Source organism: Paraglaciecola sp., from assembly GCF_039964565.1.
Taxonomy (GTDB): Bacteria; Pseudomonadota; Gammaproteobacteria; order Enterobacterales; family Alteromonadaceae; genus Paraglaciecola.
In genome coordinates, this window is the sequence record NZ_JBDVXF010000022.1 from 1 (window position 1) to 18,334 (window position 18,334).

14 protein-coding genes are annotated in these 18,334 nt (G+C 40.5%); 8 read left to right on the forward strand and 6 right to left on the reverse strand.

Features of this window, described 5'->3' with window-relative positions:
• Positions 1 to 110 precede the first annotated feature (110 nt).
• Entirely contained in the window at positions 111 to 644 is a 534-nt protein-coding gene (locus ABJK37_RS09220; RefSeq protein ID WP_348352331.1) for a hypothetical protein, read from the reverse strand.
• 1,630 nt (positions 645 to 2,274) lie between these two features.
• Here ABJK37_RS09220 and ABJK37_RS09225 point away from each other — a divergent pair.
• A complete protein-coding gene (locus ABJK37_RS09225; RefSeq protein WP_348352333.1) occupies positions 2,275 to 4,764 on the forward strand; it encodes a TonB-dependent receptor in 2,490 nt (829 codons plus the stop codon).
• A gap of 255 nt (positions 4,765 to 5,019) precedes the next feature.
• Here ABJK37_RS09225 and ABJK37_RS09230 read toward each other — a convergent pair whose 3' ends face one another.
• On the reverse strand, positions 5,020 to 5,919 hold the full coding sequence (locus ABJK37_RS09230; RefSeq protein WP_348352336.1) for a LysR substrate-binding domain-containing protein: 900 nt from the start codon (positions 5,917 to 5,919) through the stop codon (positions 5,020 to 5,022).
• Between the two features lie 313 nt (positions 5,920 to 6,232).
• Here ABJK37_RS09230 and ABJK37_RS09235 point away from each other — a divergent pair, with 313 nt between their 5' ends.
• The 4 genes from ABJK37_RS09235 to ABJK37_RS09250 all read left to right on the forward strand — a co-directional run bounded on the left by ABJK37_RS09235 (position 6,233) and on the right by ABJK37_RS09250 (position 10,671).
• On the forward strand, positions 6,233 to 7,306 hold the full coding sequence (locus ABJK37_RS09235) for an aromatic ring-hydroxylating dioxygenase subunit alpha (protein ID WP_348352338.1): 1,074 nt from the start codon (positions 6,233 to 6,235) through the stop codon (positions 7,304 to 7,306).
• A gap of 130 nt (positions 7,307 to 7,436) precedes the next feature.
• Positions 7,437 to 7,850: a DoxX family protein gene (locus ABJK37_RS09240; protein WP_348352340.1), complete on the forward strand. Its 414-nt coding sequence runs from the start codon at positions 7,437 to 7,439 to the stop codon at positions 7,848 to 7,850.
• A 51-nt stretch (positions 7,851 to 7,901) separates the two neighbouring features.
• Entirely contained in the window at positions 7,902 to 8,858 is a 957-nt protein-coding gene (locus ABJK37_RS09245) for a PDR/VanB family oxidoreductase (protein ID WP_348352342.1), read from the forward strand.
• Between the two features lie 82 nt (positions 8,859 to 8,940).
• A complete protein-coding gene (locus ABJK37_RS09250; RefSeq protein WP_348352344.1) occupies positions 8,941 to 10,671 on the forward strand; it encodes an arylsulfatase in 1,731 nt (576 codons plus the stop codon).
• A 133-nt stretch (positions 10,672 to 10,804) separates the two neighbouring features.
• On the opposite strand, the gene ABJK37_RS09255 is transcribed toward ABJK37_RS09250, so the two are convergent.
• The 3 genes from ABJK37_RS09255 to ABJK37_RS09265 all read right to left on the reverse strand — a co-directional run bounded on the left by ABJK37_RS09255 (position 10,805) and on the right by ABJK37_RS09265 (position 13,138).
• Entirely contained in the window at positions 10,805 to 11,614 is an 810-nt protein-coding gene (locus tag ABJK37_RS09255; RefSeq protein ID WP_348352346.1) for an arylamine N-acetyltransferase, read from the reverse strand.
• 76 nt (positions 11,615 to 11,690) lie between these two features.
• Positions 11,691 to 12,434 carry a siderophore-interacting protein gene (locus tag ABJK37_RS09260; RefSeq protein ID WP_348352347.1) on the reverse strand — a complete coding sequence of 248 codons (744 nt, stop codon included), beginning with the start codon at positions 12,432 to 12,434 and terminating at the stop codon, positions 11,691 to 11,693.
• Between the two features lie 26 nt (positions 12,435 to 12,460).
• Positions 12,461 to 13,138 carry a glutathione S-transferase family protein gene (locus tag ABJK37_RS09265; protein ID WP_348352349.1) on the reverse strand — a complete coding sequence of 226 codons (678 nt, stop codon included), beginning with the start codon at positions 13,136 to 13,138 and terminating at the stop codon, positions 12,461 to 12,463.
• Positions 13,139 to 13,349: 211 nt separating this feature from the next.
• Between ABJK37_RS09265 and ABJK37_RS09270 the strand changes: the two genes are divergently transcribed.
• Together ABJK37_RS09270 and ABJK37_RS09275 are read left to right on the forward strand one after the other, a co-directional pair.
• Complete coding sequence (locus ABJK37_RS09270; protein WP_348352351.1) at positions 13,350 to 14,123, forward strand: glutathione S-transferase family protein; 774 nt, start codon at positions 13,350 to 13,352, stop codon at positions 14,121 to 14,123.
• Positions 14,124 to 14,261: 138 nt separating this feature from the next.
• Positions 14,262 to 14,447, forward strand: coding sequence for a hypothetical protein (locus tag ABJK37_RS09275; RefSeq protein WP_348352353.1), 186 nt, complete (start codon positions 14,262 to 14,264; stop codon positions 14,445 to 14,447).
• A gap of 64 nt (positions 14,448 to 14,511) precedes the next feature.
• Here the strand turns inward: ABJK37_RS09275 and ABJK37_RS09280 are convergent, their stop codons facing one another.
• A complete protein-coding gene (locus ABJK37_RS09280; protein WP_348352355.1) occupies positions 14,512 to 15,519 on the reverse strand; it encodes a LacI family DNA-binding transcriptional regulator in 1,008 nt (335 codons plus the stop codon).
• A gap of 462 nt (positions 15,520 to 15,981) precedes the next feature.
• Here ABJK37_RS09280 and ABJK37_RS09285 point away from each other — a divergent pair, with 462 nt between their 5' ends.
• Positions 15,982 to 18,288 (forward strand): TonB-dependent receptor, encoded by a 2,307-nt coding sequence (locus ABJK37_RS09285; protein WP_348352357.1) that lies wholly within the window; start codon positions 15,982 to 15,984, stop codon positions 18,286 to 18,288.
• Positions 18,289 to 18,334: the final 46 nt, after the last annotated feature.

Sequence of the window (18,334 nt, forward strand, 5' to 3'; positions counted from 1 at the left end):
TATGTGTTTGCTGTAAGCGATGACTTAACAGCCAATATGACAGATGAAGTATACGGCTTAGCTCAGAGATTTGGATTGATCTGAAAAAACGATCAAAAGAACACTAGTACCTATTGACCAACCTGAGGCTCATATGTGTTATGTTGACTAAATGAGTTTGCACTGCCCTTCATTGTGCGGCTTATGACGATATCTAGGCCCAATCCATTCCCTGGAATAACGATGTCAGTATTGCGAAACATAACATTACCATTATTTACGTCTACGCTGTCGCCTAACAAATCAGTTGTATGTGGGCTTACCGTAAAATCAGTATTAAGACGGGCAAATATATCTTCGCTTGATGGGCCTAAAAGACCTGGTCCTCCCGGATCACCTCCACCACCACCTGGTGCAGCCGAGGTATCAATTCCACCATCGACCAGTTCAGGATTTCGGGTAGGAGAAGTGGGAGTCGGAAATACCACACCAGCAGGTATTCCATTAACATACTCCTTGTCGTCAACGGCGACGAAAGCACTATCCAGCGCATTGGTGATGACCGCCACTGACTCTGTAGACTTTAAATCATCTGCAAGTGTAGGAGACATAAAAGCGCTAAGACCAATGAATGAGGTAATAGCAATTAAAGACATACGAGTCATACAAGTTCCTTTTGTTAAACAAAAATTTAGGGATAATTAACGCTAGTTAAAAACTATAGGGTGTAGCATTGGTAAGAAATATATACGAAAGTTTTATGTATTGCACGGATAAATTACTAACCGATTAAAAATGGCCAACTCAGTGATACAAGCCAGTTAAGTACAATTGTCAGTGGTCGAAAAATGGGCAATAATGCAATCCCTACCGGTGTAAAGTCACTCAAATAAGTTTTGCTATACAAATATTAGAGGCGGCATTTCCTTAAGATGAACATTAGTATAAATTTACCATATTATGTTTTCTATTTGTAAAAAGGAACGTTTCTATTCGAAGTCGTATGTATAGCTTTTACTTTAATCGAGAAAGCATGCGGCTGTTTTGTAAACAATTAAGTTTTACGGTAAGAGAAAGCTACTTCTTAGCAATATCCTGAATCAAATTAAGGACGTTTTGATATCAGTTAACTCGCATCAGAAATAGTGAGATTTAAAACGATTTACACCATATTTTGTTCACTTTTAATTACTACAATTAAAGCCACAAAGGACATGTGCCTTTTTGGCTAATTTTATGTCACGTATAGTGTTATTTTCTACAGTGGTTCAAATGCGTTAACTTGTTTTAGGTTTTTATTCAGCCCAAGTAATACCTTAATGACTACCTCTAAATCTTCCTTTGATATACCACTCAAGAGCAATTTTTCTCTGTCTAAAGCCACCCCAAGTATTTTGTCATGGAGGTTTTCTCTTAGTCGAGTAAGTCACTCAAATGAGGAACGTCCATCATGTTTACCTTTTAAAAACTAACATATTCCGATGCTTGCAGTTTTTCGAAGGCGCGGCTAACCGCCGTCATAATGAGAATGACACCATGTTTTGTTTGTGTAGTTTGGCTAGCGCTAGGAGGTGTAGCGTTTATTTTGTGGTTATCCAATTATTTATATTTAGTAGATATCAATACCCTAAATAGTTAAGTTAAATATATGTAAAAGTTATGTGATAAACCTATGTGTGAGAAAGATGGATTAAACTGCTTTAATGTATCTAGGAAATCTATTGTTACCGATTTACAAATAGGTCTTTGTGTGGACTGCAAAACTAATCATTTAGACAATTAACGACGATTACTTACCTCAAACCGAATAATACTATAATCAACTATTGCAGGGAGTTGCAGCGTTCCTGATTTAAATGCATGGCTTACGTTATCATCCCTATGTCTCCCAACTACGATCACTTGTTTGTTCATGCCTAAGGTAACTAAGGTAATGAGTTTTCGAGAGATGACTTGGGCTATTGCCTCTTTTTACTTCTTCTGATTGTAAACACGATTGATGCCGAATTCTTCTCCAATATCCTGTAAGTCAGAGTAGAGCTTACAGTCGCTATACACATTGGCCGATTGAGTAAAATGCCATTTGACTGAAGGTGAGTGGTATCGGCTACATGGATAGTTAATATCAAAATATTCGATTTTATCAATTCCTAGATTTACCTTATGTTAAATAAATGAAAGCAAATCGTTACTAAATGCTTGGGTTTGCTACTAAATTTTAACATGCAGGCTGCTTCATAGCATTGAACATTACATACACGCATTTGGTATAGCAATAATTACTGGGGACTTCACATGAAACTAAAAAAGCTATCTTTATATTTTCCGCTTCTGGCACTTTCAGCACTATCACTTCAAGCTGCAGGGCAAGAGACTGCAAACCAAGAAGCAGAGGCTGACGAAAGCATTGCCATTGAAACAATTATGGTTACAGCTCAACGCAAGTCTCAGTCATTACAGGACGCGGCTGTACCAATGTTAGCAGTTAATCAGGATTCGCTGACTCGTCAGGGTCTTGATTCTGGTCAAGACCTAGGAAGGCTCTCCCCTTCATTAGGGATAAGTCCTGGTGGTGGTCCACTGACAAGTATTTTTGTCCGTGGAGTAGGGGCGTTGACAGTCAATCCTCTGACTGATGCCGCCGTTGCGCAGAACATCGATGGGGTTTATCTAGGGCGTTCTAGTGGTGCCGCAGGACAAGCGCTTTTCGATTTAGAACGGGTAGAGATTCTAAAAGGGCCTCAAGGAACGCTATACGGTCGTAACGCAACGGGCGGTGTCGTAAATTACATCCCCGAGAAGCCTCAGTTAATGGAAACCTCAGGTTACGCTCAAGTTGAGGTAGGAAATTATTCAAGAGTAGGCTTTCAAGGTGCTTACAATGCACCGATTGGCGATGATGCCGCTGTGAGATTATCGGTTAACTCATTGCAACGGGATGGTTACTCTGACGATGGTACTAACGATGCCGATACGTTTGCTGTTCGAGCTCAAGTTTATTATGAACCTTCAGAAGATTTTAATATTCGTTTTGCGGCAGATTATTCTGAAAATTCAGGGATTGGCCAAGGCGGTGACCTAATAGGCACGTTTAGCAATGACTCAGGCAGTCTAACTGATTTTACTCCTTCAGAGATTGCTCTTTTTTCGGGCCCTACCGCAGATGCAGCTAACGACATCCGAACGGGTGTGCTGCACACGCCATCTTTTGCACCGTATAAACCGTTAAGTATTGACGATTTAGGTCAGGATCTTTCATTTGCAGGCTTGATGGCTGAACTAAATTACACGACTGAATCAGGTACGTTTAGTGTGATCCCCGCGTACAGAAAATCAGATCAAGAGTACACTTTTGTTGGCCCTGGATTTGCCCCCGCTAAAACGAGCGAGGAAAATGAGCAAACGAGCATAGAGGCGCGCTTTACGACTGATTTCGAAGGTCCCTTTAATGGTATTTTAGGCGCATTCTATTTTGACGAAGAAATTCAAACCAGTGGTGTGTTCGCGCAAAACTATGCCTCGCCAATCCAAAATTATGATAATGGTGGCGACTCGTGGGCTATATTTGGTCAGGGAACATACGACATATCGGAAACTTTCCGTATAAATCTAGGTTTGCGTTACACCGAAGATAAAAAGTACGTTGAGGGTATTAGTGATACCTTTGTGACCTTCTGTGGTGGTACACCGGCAAGCGGCGATTTTCTAACTCCGCCAGCAAGTTTTGGTAACGGTTGTGCCTCTGGCGCTATACCAGCTCACCCTATCACTTCAGATCGAGACGAATTTATTGCCTACTTTGTAAATGAAGGATTAATTGCACCAGACTCAGTTGCCACTATTCCCGGCATGGGGCCTCCTCCAGCTTATCCTTTTACCATTCCAGGTAATATTTCCCCTCAAATCGCGACAATAGCAAATGTGGGAGAGGGTTTTATACAGGCAGACTTAGATTACAGCGAAACGACATACCGAATTGGCCTAGAGTATGACGTGGCCGAAGACAATTTATTGTACGCAACGTTCGAAACGGGTTATCGCGCAGGTGGTGTAGATTTATCTGCCGTATCGCCTACCTATGACCCAGAGTATATTGATGCATTTACCATCGGTTCGAAAAATCGCTTTTTAGACAACACCCTTCAACTTAACTTAGAAGCATTTCACTGGAAGTATGATGGGCAGCAAGTTACTTATTTCACTACATTAGATAGCGCATCGTCGTTTCCGATTGCTAATGGTGACTCAACCATTCAAGGTTTAGATGTAGATATGATTTGGAACGTCGGCATTAACACCAAGATTAGCGGTAATGTTCAATTCCTAGATTCGACCTACGATTCGCTGACGCTGGTATCGGACCCTGGACAAGGTCGGTTTGGATGTGCATCAACTGGTGTAACAGGTGCAATCGAAAACTACGATTGTTCTGGTGAAAGTTTATTGTATTCTCCTGATTTCGGTGCCGGTATGGCAATAAACCATCATATTGAGTTTGACGAATATAACTTGTCCTTGACTGCACAGGCGTCTCATCGTTCTGAGCAAGAAACTAATTTCTTGTTTGTCGATGCGACAGAAGCAAAGTCTTATACAACGCTAGACCTAGATGCCACGCTTATATCTACCGCTGGCGATATTAACTGGACTATATCTGTGTTTGTTCGCAATGCGACCGATGAGTTATTTGTAGCTAACTCTAATGTCAACAACCGAGGGCTAACGTACGCTATTCACAATCCACCTCGTACTTTTGGACTTCGCTTCAGAGCGGACTTTTATTAGGAAAGGCACAATAGAGTTGAAATAGATGGCTATGTGCTTATTGTTAAAATGCACGCCCGTTACCGTGGCTAGCGAGAACTTATCTAAAAATTTTAAGCGCTAGAATTGATATTTTTACTTTAGACTTATTAACAAAAAGCCCCGATTAACGGGGCTTTTTTATGGTTTCAAAATGTATTTCAAAGAGGCGACTGTTCTGGTCGAAAGAGCGTTACTCAACCGCACTTTATTTTAGAAGGATGCAGGACGAGTCTATCAAATCGTTTTTGCTACATCGATAATCAATTGTCTTAGCCAGTTTAATCCTACATCATTTTCACGATTTCGATGATATTGCATGGTTTGCATTAACGCCGGAATTTCGATGGGCGGATCCATGATTTTGATTGGCAGTGATTGACTCACAAACTGCGCCAGTCGACTATGAACAGTGGCAATGCGCTGGGTACCGATAATAAGAAGGGGTGGTGCGAGCAAGTTTGATGTAGTGATTTCGACTTTACGTTTAATACCGTAATTACTCATAAACCAGCCATCAAAAGCTGGAGAGAGGTTTTTTCCATAACTTACTGCAACATGACCGGCGGATTGGTAATCCTCAAAGGTGATTTTGTCACCAATAGAGGTGTTTTCTTGCCAGCAAATGCATTTGTAACCTTCTTGATATATCTCATCGAAGGGGTGTCCGTCTTGCGTAAATTGTTTTGGAATAATCATTAAGTCAATATCCCCTTTATCAAGCAAATCGGTTTCACCAATGGTCGATAAATTCAAGCGAATATTGGGAGCGTCCTGAGCCAGCCGACTAATCACACTGGGCATTAATACCATAGTCGTTAATTCTGACGCAGCGATTCTATAACACCGTTCATCACTGGCAGGGTCAAATTTAGGTCTACTTATTATGGTATTTTCCATTTCTACTAGAATTCGCCGAACGGGTTTAGCTAGCGTTTCAGTAAGCGATGTGGGGATGAGTTCTCTGCCTACTTGCACAAATAATTCATCATCAAAATATTCTCTTAAGCGTGAAACCGCTGAACTCATTCCCGATTGACTAAGATGCATTCGCTCACCGGCTCGTGTGACATTGCGCTCCGCTATGAGTGCATCTAGCGCAACGAGTAAGTTTAAATCTAGGCCTTTAAATCGCATAAACAGTAACCATCAGTTTCAAAGCTGTAATTTTACTAAGTAATCTATTTTAAAGACATCAAATGTTCAACGAGTTTACTGCTTTTCACTATCGGTAGTCACATCTAGCCCAGACTATATCCATACTCCACTGGTGAGACGGTACTCTCTTGATCCGATTAAAAGCGACTTTCTAATAACCATCGATTTTATCAATGCTAACTAGCGATGTTAAGCGTTGGTCGCGATGTAACGGCGCTGATATATTACGTAAACAATTTTTTAACAATTGAGTGCGATAAGCGCGCTAGACAATTTTTGAGGAAGATAAATTATGTATCCATTTAAATATAAAAGCTCAATCGTGCGCAACCGTTGGTATATGGCGGCGTTTTCAACCGAAATAACCCGTGAGCCAATGGAACGTACTATGTTGAACAAACCTGTTGTGATGTATCGCAAGGAAGATGGCACCCCTGTTGCAATGTATGGCTTATGCCCGCACCGCTATTTGCCTTTAGTTCAAGGTCGAGTCGATGGTGATGCAATTGTATGTGGTTATCACGGATTTAAATTTGCAGATAATGGCGATTGTATTCAAATACCTTCACAGCCAAAAGTAACAGGTAGAATTTGCCAGCCTGTTTATAAAATTGTTGAAAAAGGCCCTATTTGTTGGATTTGGATGGGTGATGAAGACAAATGTGATATCGATTTAATTCCTCCATATGAAGATTTTGGTTTGGACCAGCCCGACTGGGACTTTCACTCGCCGAATTATTTTCACCTCGAAGGTCGCTCGCAATTATTAGTAGATAATTTAATGGATCTTACCCACCTTCCCTATGTGCATCATCACATATCAGGTAAAGATGCGATGGCAGATATACCTATTAACACAGAAGAGCGTGAAAGAAGTTATCGCATAACGCGAAATGGCAAAGCACCTTGGAACGACTATTTTAAGATGGTTTTTGGTCCAGAAGCTGAATTCGAGGGGCTCTGTGATTTCATGATTAAGAGTGACTTCTTTGGTCCAGAATTTATGTCAACAAGTTTACCTATTGTTACAGCTGTACCTGGTAAAAGTGAGGTACCCAAAGAGTTGGGTACATTGATGATTCTCCATGGCGCAACACCAGAAACAGATACAACTACTCACTATTTTGGCTTTTCAACACGTAATTTCAGGTTAGGCGATAAAGCTTTAGATCAATTCCAGCTTGCCGCTGATCAAAAAATTAGAGGCCAGGATCAAATAGCCATCAATGCGGTAGAAAAAAGACTAGATTACGCTGTAACCCAACAACGAGAACTCCTGGTGGGGGCAGATAAACCTGCGGTACAAGTTCGTAGAAGAATCGAAGCCATGTTAGCTGCGGAAAATATCCCTTTAGAAGAGGCATAGATACGTATCATCAGTGATAGATTAGCGGTTTTTTTGAGCCTTAGTCTGTCATTGGTTGTCGTTAAATTTTGTTGTGCTATTGGTTACGCCTCTTGGTGTATTGCATAACAGCTAAAACAAGAAAAAGTATATGAAGTTATTTAAATATGAAATATACAGCCTTGCAATTCTAAGGATCATCACTGCCTTTTTATATATGCAACATGGCGCGCAGAAACTGTTTCAGTATCCTCCTGGAGGGCACCATCAAGGTCCATTCGAACTGCTTAGTTTAGCCGGAGTTGCTGGCGTTTTAGAATTCTTTGGTGGGCTTTGTATATTGTTGGGATTGCGTACTCGCACCGTAGCGTTTTTGCTATCTGGCCAGATGGCTGTTGCTTACTTTATGTTTTACGCAACAAAGGATTTTTTCCCTGTAGTAAATGGGGGCGAGCTGGCAATCATGTTTTGTTTTGTGTTTTTTTACTTCATCTTTTCAGGCCCAGGAGCATGGGCATTGGATAATGTCATCAAAACTAGGCTAAACCGCTCAAAAGTCGATTAGGTTGTATAGATCTAGCTTGTTTTAGGCAAAAAATGTAGACCGAGGAAAATTATGTTTGAAGTTGTCATTCAGAAGAAAACGCAAGAGACTCCCAATATTTCTAGCTTTGAGTTGGTGCGTGAAGACGGTGGGAAATTGCCTGTTTTTGAAACCGGTAGTCATATTGATGTGCACCTAGGGGAAAATCTGCTGCGTCATTATTCTCTGATTAATCATCCTCAATCTGAAGCCTTTTATAAAATTGCAGTGTTAAAGGATGCCAACTCGCGGGGCGGCTCAGTTAAAATGCATAATGACCTTGCGGTAGGAGATAAACTGACTGTTTCTGAACCACGGAATCTGTTCCCGCTCAACGTTCAGAGTAAGAGAGTGTTACTTTTTGCTGGTGGTATTGGAATTACCCCTATTATGTCAATGGCAATAGAACTGGATAGCCTTGGAATAGATTTCGAACTCCACTATCGAACACGTTCGAAATCCGAAACCGCTTTCTATCAGCAACTATCCACTTGTTCGTTTGCCTCAAAGGTATTCTTTTCTTTTTCAGATGAAGAGGAAAATAATACAACAACAGTCAGTAAGGCATTGAATAACTTTACAGAAAATACTCACTTGTATACCTGTGGGCCGGTCGGTTACATGGATTATATATTTGATATTGCTAGGTCACATTCATGGAATGAGCAAAACCTACATAAGGAAATTTTTAAAGTTGAACCTAAAGAGTCACACACTGGGGATATCCCTTTTAAACTCATTTTAAGCCGCTCTGGTTTGGAGATAGATGTTGCTTGCGATCAAACTGCACTTGAGGCCATAGAAGATGCCGGCGTTGATATCGATATGTCCTGTGAAATGGGAATATGTGGCGCCTGTTTAACAGTCGTGACTGATGGCGTGCCCGACCACAGAGATGAATTTTTATCTAGCGATGAAAAATCTAAAAACAACCAATTTACACCTTGCTGCTCAAGGGCGTTAACTGACACGCTAACGATAGACTTGTAGCATTAATATTATGTTTTTGAAATATATACCTTACAACAGCATTTTTAACCCAAGGTGTGTATGGATTTATAAGGAGAAACGAATGAGTCATAAAAGATTAAGTGAAATAGTCATTAATTCCGTATTGTTTAGTGTATTTCTTATATTAGTGGGATGTTCTTCTGAGGCGACTAAGAAAGTTGATGATAGTCTCGTCAATAAAAATTCATCAATAGGAACGGAAGTAGATGAACGCCCTAATATTGTGATTGTGGTTGCAGATGATTTAGGGCTGACTGATATAGGTGCTTTGGGTAGCGAAATTGCGACGCCAAACATTGATGCATTAGCTAATGCAGGTGTCAAACTTAGCAATTTTCATACTGCTGCTACCTGTTCACCTACTCGGTCAATGTTGCTCTCTGGGACCGATAATCACTTGGCGGGCTTGGGGGCAATGGATGAAGTGATGCAAACATTCGCGCCTTACCTTTTAGGCAAACCTGGTTATGAAGGGCATTTAAACGATAGTGTTGCCACTTTGCCTGAAGTGATGGCTGATGCTAACTACCAAACCTTTATGGTTGGAAAGTGGCATTTAGGTAAGAAAGAAGGACAAATGCCGAAAGCCAGAGGTTTTCAGCGTTCTTTTGCTTTGATGGAAGGTGGTGCAGGTCATTTAGATGATAGGCCAATTCTGCCATCGAACAAAAAATCAACTTATTTAGAAGATGATAAGCCGGCTAGTTTACCGCAAGATTTTTACTCATCACCATTTTTTACCAGCAAAATGAAGCAGTATCTTGGCGAACGAGATAAAACCAAACCTTTTATGTCATATATGGCATACACAGCTCCTCATTTCCCTTTACAGGCACCAGAATCTTCCATCGCCAAGTACAAAGGCAAATATGATGAAGGCTACGAGGCTTTAGCACAGAGTCGCTTAGAAAGACAAAAAGAGCTAGGCATAATTGCACAATCGACGCAATTGCCACCATTACCGCGAAATATCAAGCCATGGGCAAGTTTAACTGCTGAAGAAAAGAAAATTTCTGCCAAACAAATGGAAATTTATGCGGCAATGGTTACTGATTTAGATACCGCTATTGGTGACCTGGTCACCTATTTGAAAGATGAAGGCGTGTACGATAACACTATCATCTTCTTTATGTCGGATAATGGAGCCGAAGCAAATACACCAAACTCACCAGCATATAGAAGCTTCTTAAAAGAGTTTGTGGCCAGATGTTGTGATAATAGTTATGAAAACATGGGGAAAGCTAATTCTTATGTTATGTATGGACCACAGTGGGCGCGCGCAGGTAGTGGTGTTAAACGTTTATACAAAGGGGCAACAACACAAGGTGGTATACATACCCCAGCCTTTGTGCATTTTCCTAAAATGGTTAAGGCGAAACAATATGATGGCTTAGTCAGTGTTATGGACATCATGCCAACCATATTAGAACTGGCTAATGCGCAACACCCTTATTCAGCAACTAATGAGCAAAACAAATTTATCCCTATGCGCGGCGCATCAATGTTAAATATGCTTACGGGCAAAAGCGCCAATGTACATAGCGCTGATTACGCTCTTGGTGCAGAACTTCATGGTAATAAAGCGATTCGTAAAGGTGATTGGAAGCTACTTTCAATAGGGCGTCCAGCAGGTAATGGACAGTGGGGTTTATATAATCTAGCTGATGATCCTGCGGAACTTGTTGATGTTTCAGCTAGTTATCCTGAGAAGTTTGCAGAATTAAAGCTAGCTTGGCAAGAATATGCTGAAGAAGTCGGTGTTCAAAAAATGAGACCACGTAAGAAAAATTAAGTGTTTAAAAAAACTAGTGTGAGATAAATAAAACCTCGTTAATTTAGCTATTAACGAGGTTTTATTATGCTGGGGCATTCTGAGTGGGTAGTTATCATTACGGATTGGTATAAGCCTAACGTCTTAAGATGTTTCAGTTATCGCGAATAACTATCTTTTTTAACTGCTCATAAGACGCAATAAGCTCAATTCCAAAATTTTCCCGAAGCGCATCAATGTATGCTTGCCCTGATGGCAGTTCTTCAATCACTTCCGTATCCCCTATTATTCTCTTTAAGCTGTGATTAAATAAAGTCAGGGACCCATTTTCAATTGGAAGGGAAGCCACTCTTGAACATACAAAAATAGAATTTGGATGGGTCGATGTGTAGTGGTTTCCATAACTGATATCACCTGCACAAACATGACTTAAGTCAAAGCTATAAAGGTCAACCCAAGACGTTTGATTTCTAACTTGCAACATAATGCCGAATAAGTCATGTTCGATAAATCGCAGCACCTTAGAATTTGATGTGAACTCAAGATCAAATTCCAAAGGCAAAGGGGCCAATGGAGAGTTTGAACCGAAACCAAGGTCCACAATCCACTTTTTAGTATTAAGTGTGACAAGGGTAATTTGATGGCTTCGCCCTGTTGGAATACCCGTAAGATGAACCCGGCCAAGTAAGGCTCTGGCTTCAAAACCAAAATGTTGTAGTGCCATCAACAATAAGCCGTTCAACTCAAAACAGTAACCACCACGTTTATGTCTGACTAGTTTATTGAACAAACTTAGGGGATCGAGTTTAATTTTTTGATCTAAACAAATATCAAAGTTCTCAAATGGGATAGTTGTAATTTGCGCATGATGTAGAGCCTTGAGCGTGTCAGAAGATACATCAACTTTGCCTGAGTAGTTGATTCTCTTGAGATATTCATCTGGTATAAATTGAAACGTTTCCAAGGGCTACTCCTTGATTTGATCGATGCAACAAGCAGCCGCAGCAAGTTGACGCCATAGATTGATTTGGATCTTAGCCTTAGGATTCAGCATCTTCTTTTTTAGCAATTTTATGCTCATCTTCACAGACCCCTAGTTTCCAATAACTTGAGGTATAAAAATGACTTTTAGGCAGTTCAAAGGTGTTGCGCAAATACTTACGAATTGCTTTCATGGTGCTGAATTCACAGGCAACCCATACGGATAAACTACCTTCAAGTTGAGGCAGTGCTTTGATGCGTTCAAGTAAAGGCAAAACTTCTGTATTAGCGCTGGGGTTATTGACAACCCAAATTAATTGCACATTGTCAGGATGCGCTAGTTCTTGGATATCAGCTTCATCAACTACTTCTAGCACTGCATAACCTTTTGTGTCTTTTGGTAATAGTGCAAGATTGACACTAATAGCCGGTAAGGCTGTCATATCGCCGCTGATAATTATCCAATCTGCATCCTGGTTAAGTAGTTTTTTAGGACCAGGTCCTCCAACAATAATCTTATCGCCGACTTTGGCTCCGACTGCCCATGAAGAGGCTGGGCCTTTCGCCTCATGCAAGGCAAAATCAACATCAATCGAATTCTCTGTTTGGCTGCGAACGGTGTAGGTTCTCATAATAGGACGACCGCCATCAGCCTTTGGAAACATTAACTTCACATAAGCGCTGTCTTGATCCGCAGGAAAGTCGCCCATCTCCTCGCCGCCTAAAGTAATACGTAACATATTAGGTGTGATATAACGGCTGTTGATCACAACTAAATTTCTTGGTGCGGGCCTAGTAGCCATAACATTCTCCTTTTAAATAAAGTGAATTAACGAATAATCTTTTTGGGTGTAAACAGCAAACCTTCACTTTCTAAAATCTTAATCGCTTCATCATCACGGGCAATTGCCCTTTTTACAGCGGGGCGTTGTTCCATTCTTTGTGCATGAGCGCAGTAGTGAGGGAATTTTTCAACAGCATAACCAGCCCCTTGAACCCGCCAAAAACACCAATAAAGATAGGCATCCATAGCTGACCATTGATCTTGATACCACCATTGCTGATCAGCTAATTGGTTATCAATTAATTGAAAAAACTCGTCCATGGCATTAAAGGCAATGTCTTGCACTGTTTTAGCATTGTCGTCGCCTGCAAAAAAAACTGGCATTCTTATACGTGTGACTAAAGGGTGCAGTGTTGCAGAACAAAAACACAGATCGGCAATCTGTTTTGCAAAGTCTAAGGCATTGTCAGTTGCTGGTAACAGTTGACCATGTAGTTGATTTAAATAGGTAATAATGGCGACATTTTCAGTGAGTACCTGGTCATTGTAGATAAGGGCTGGGACTTTCCCTTTGGGGTTTTTCAGTTTAAATTCAGGGGATTTATGCTCACCCTTCATAAAACGCACAACACGAGTTTCAAATTCAAGTTCTAATTCTTCTAACACAATAGCACTCACACGAGCACAACTACCCGGTGACATATAAAGAACTATATTACTCATTTTGAAACTCCCAGAGGGTTAATGCTTGGACAATAAAATGCAAATTTTACTAAAGTGCGAGCATAGCGAATTTGGTTCACTAACTCTATTCGGCTATTTTCATAGTACCTATCAGCAATGCCAATAGTTAGTATCAAATAAAGCCAATTTTAGCAGCAGTTAGTATAAGGTAATCTTGAAATATACTTTTCAAAAATAAGACGAAAATCACATGATAGAGCTTTACCACAATGACATGTCAGTCTGTGCTCAGAAAGTACGCCTAGTGCTAGCGTACAAACAATTACCTTATAATAGTGTGCATTTGAATTTGCGGGCAGGGGAACAATTCACCCCAGAATTCTTAAAAATAAACCCAAAAGCGGTCATCCCAGTATTGGTCGATGATGGCAGCATAATTACCGAATCAAATGTTATCTGTTATTACCTTGAAGAAGTATTTGCACAGGCGCCTTTAATGCCCGAAGACCCAGTTAAAAGAGCAGAATTACGAGTGTGGTTGACTCGATTAGATGCGGGGTTACATGAGAAAATTGCCGTTATTAGCTTTTGCCTTGCGTTTCGTCAACAAATATTAAAACGTTATACGACAGATGACGCATTAGAGTCGTTTTTGGCTAATATTCCAGATCCTGCTCGTGCAACACTCATGCGGGACATGGTCACCAATGGGATGTCATCACCTCGTCTAAATTTGGCTATTTATGCTTACAAAAAGCTACTAAAAGATTTAGCCAGAGCCCTTGAAAATAACCACTGGATAATGGGCTCTGGTATTAGTCTCGTAGACTTTGCTTTTGTACCTTATATTGAACGTCTAGAACAATTGCAGCTTAAAAGTATGTGGGCTGATTACCCACAAATTGATGAATGGTTAACACGGATGCGAACCACAGATGCATACAAAGTTGCCATACTCGAATGGCATAACCCAGAATATATACAATTAATGGCATCGGCTGAAAAACTTTCTGTGCTCGATTAATATAGGTTAACTGCCTGAATTAACACTCAAACTTGGGGATCATAGGCGTTAACCTGTTTATGTGCCAATAATTGTTTAAGAGCGCGGCTAACCGTGGCTTTATACAAACCAAGAACCTGACAAATACGATTGGCGGAAATGTTCGATTCCACTTTTAGTAAAGCCAAAACACGCTTAACCTTTGATGAAGACAAAGGCGTGATTGAAGCACAATACAAAACCATGAAACATTTGAAAGAGTGGATTGATATTCATGTGGGTACCGAGGCCAACCACGCCAGACGTATTATCAAAAGCTTGTGTGAGGGGGCTTCGACGTCTTAATTGCTTAGAAGGGCAGCTGAAAAAGGAGCATTTTAATCGATGACTTTTGCTTGCTGCCAAGCTTTCACTTCACTTTTATAGCTGCGGTGCTGCCTCGCACAATTAAATCTGCTGGCAAAAAATACGCGGTTAATATGCTTTCTTGATCATAATTATCTTCAATTAGGTTACACAGAGTTCTCATCCCATTAGCGCCTAGCTCTTTGGCTGGTTGCCTAATGGTTGTTAGCGGTGGGTCGCAATATTTGGCGAACTCGATATCGTCAAAACCCGTGACTGAAATATCTTCTGGTATTTGCAGTCCTTGTGCTTTAAGCCCTTGTATAAGACCAATCGCCATTTCGTCACTCATACTAAATATAGCGCTAGGGCGGGGTTTCATTCGGGCAAACTCTTTGGCAGCATTGATACCACTGGCAAAGGAAAAATCGCCATTAATAATCAGCTTGTCTGATAATGGGATACCGGCTTTGGTTAGCGCATTTTGATATCCCAATTTACGATGATGAGTGGCATGAACAAAATCTAAACCCGTTAAACAGCCTATATTTTGGTGCCCCAGTGATAGCAGATAGTTAACTGAATTCTCGGCCGCTTTTACATCATCTACGGCAATAACTGGTGTGGCGCTGTTTTCATCATAATCACACAAAGTCACGATATTCTGTAAACCTGCATCCTGCTTTTTGTCATCTTTTATCTGCGCCTTAAAATCAATAATACCTTCAACTAATCTGGTTTCCAGCATCCTGTAATATTTATCTTTGGCCTGTTGCGGCTCAATGGCGTCCACTAATAATACGGTAAAACCTTTAACACGAGCCACTTCTTGGATCCCATGAATGACGTCTAGCAAAAAGTGATTCACAAGAGGAGCGATAACCAAGACTGAGTAAGATCGTGATTGGGAGAAATTCCGAGCCAATAAGTTAGGTTTGTAATTCAGTTGCTCTATTGCAGTTGCGACTTTCGTGGTGTTCTTTTTTGACACTTTTTCTGGCGAGCTGAAATACCTCGACACAGTTGCCACAGACACACCTGCCACTGCTGCAACGTCTTTAATATTGGCCATACTCTACTTCGCTTTGATTAACATTACTTGCCCATTATACCCGTCTATGTGATTTTGTGTAATTTGTAATCGGTTACAAATTAATGTATTTACTCTGTCGATACAATGTATCCAAATTTAAGATGTTGTATTTTTAAAATGATGTTTATTCGTGTTTTTTCGTAATTTAAATAAATAAGTTATTGTTATTTAAGTTTTATTTTTTATGTCTGTTGCTGTTAAATTCTTTTTGTAATTGTATTTTTTATGTAAATAGATTTGAGTTTTAAAATGTAATCAGTTACATTTTTTACTGCAAAGTTAGTCATTGCGATTGCCTTGCTACGGATTTGAAGTATTGACTAAAAACTGACTCAAATAGGTCAATAAAAATATTCATCAACTGATTCACCGCTAATCTGTTCGCACTTAGTCATTGATAGAGTTGATTTTTGTGTGAAAGAATAACTACTGGGAAGATGTATGAAAAACTATAAAAAAACACTGTTAAGTACCGTTATTTCAAGCGCTTGCGCTTCTTTTATTGTCTTTACTCCGATGTCTTACGCTCAACAAGCGCAATCAAATACACGTGAAGATGTTGAAGTTATAATCGTCTCCTCAACCCGCACAGGTAAAGACCTAGCAAATACTGCTGCCGCGGTGACCGCTTTGTCTTCAAAAGCATTGACCGATGCAGGTATTAGCGATCCGACTAACTTGCAAGATCTTGCTCCTAACATTTCAATTGACCGAGCCGGTTCTAACGGTTTGCAGATAACCATTCGTGGCGTTTCAAGTACCGATAATACTGAAAAAGGCGATCCTTCTGCTTCTTTTCTACAGGACGGAGTTTATATCGCACGTTCGCAAGCACAAGAAATTGCATTCTTCGATCTAGATCAAATTGAAATATTAAGGGGCCCCCAGGGGACACTATATGGCCGTAATGCCACGGCTGGTATTGTCAATGTTATCTCGGCTAAACCTACTTTAGATGAAATGTATGGTTCGTTTGATGGAGCGATCGGAGATTTTGCACGACGACAAGCTACAGCAACGATTAATCTGCCCATATCCGATATGGCTGCGCTCCGTGCTGCGGTAAATTGGGATAAACGCGATACTTATTTAAATAAAAACCCTGACTCGCCATTCGAACTTGGTTCAGGAAAAGATGCTTTATCGGCCCGTCTAAGTGGTTTGTTTGAACTGAACGACGATATTAACGTTTTGGTCAGAGGTGATTATTCAAGATTAGATGGTACTGGGCGTAATACAGTTAAATTGTCTAATTTCTTCGATGTATTAGACCCATCTACCATACCTGCGAATGGACCTGTTTATAGCGGAAACCAGAAAAGCTCTGACGAGCTAAGAACCATTGGTTGGGTAGACACACAACAAGCTGATTACGGAGGTTCGACTTGGGGCGTCATGACTGAGCTTAACTGGGCGATTAATAGTGAGCTGACCATGACGTACCTTGGCTCATATCGAGAGTTTGAGCGCAGAGATAAGAGCATCCAAACCTATGATGGGGGGCTAGTTTTACCTTTTGGTATTATCGATATAGCGGGTCCACAAAGGTTTACCGGTGACTACGAACAAACTTCCAATGAATTACGCTTTACCTATGTGAACGATTCGATGAATTTACAGGGGGGCATTTATGCTTTTGAAGAAGAGTCATATATTGAATACTTGATCTTTGGCGAGCCAGGTGCAGATGGGGCAGTGTTTGGGTTCCCTCAAGGTCCGGTCATATCTGAATCACTGGCCATATTTGGCCAAGGTACATTTAATTTAGATACCAATTTAAGATTAACCTTGGGCGCAAGATACACAGACGATGAAAAATCTCGTGTTGGTGCGGCGATTAACCATTTCACACTAGATGAGCCTTTAGATTTTACTTTTGATCCTGAAACCAACCCTATTCCTGATTCGTTAAATAACGCAGAAGTTGAGTACAGTGAAACAACCTGGAAAGTAGGATTAGATTATGACATTAATGATGATGTTCTGTTGTATACCATAGTATCCACCGGTTACAAAGCGGGTGGATTTAACGATGGCTGTATTGAAGGCACCCCAGATTGTTTCAATCCGATTCTAGAGTCTGCCCTTTATTATGAACCCGAAACCATTACGGCTTATGAAATTGGTTTAAAAATGGATTTAGATAATGGTTTACGTACCTTTATTAATCTATTTAATTACGACTATAAAAATATGCAGCTAAGTAATTTATCGGATATTTGTGGCGGTACATGTCAAGTGACCACAAATGCTGGGGCGGCCGATATAAATGGGCTTGAAATAGAGGCACGTTATTACATCACAGCAAGTGATAAATTGAATATCGCATTAACTTGGTTAGATGCTGAGTATACCGACTACCAAGTCGACTTAACAACAAACTTAAAAGGTGAAAAATTAAATCGCTCGCCAGAATATACCGCGATAATTGGCTATCAACATATATTTGATCTGGAAAGTGGCGCTGAGGTCACATTTGATTTGTCTACTCGCTATAGTGATGAGTATTCCATTTTAGCCGTTGGAACAACGCAGAATTTCGTGCAACCTTCATTTACTAAAACTGATGTTTCAGTGACTTATCGTTCATCAGAAGGTGATTGGTATGTACAAGCCTTTGTTAAAAACATTGAAGATGAAGTGACAATCGCAAACGCCAGTTATTCCCCTGTTCCGGGCTTTGTCGATGGTACAGTAAATATCACCGATCCTCGTACCGCGGGTGTGCGTTTTGGTTTGGAGTTCTAAGAATTTAAATTAAAAACATGGCGCGTAATTCACTTTACGGGCTTTA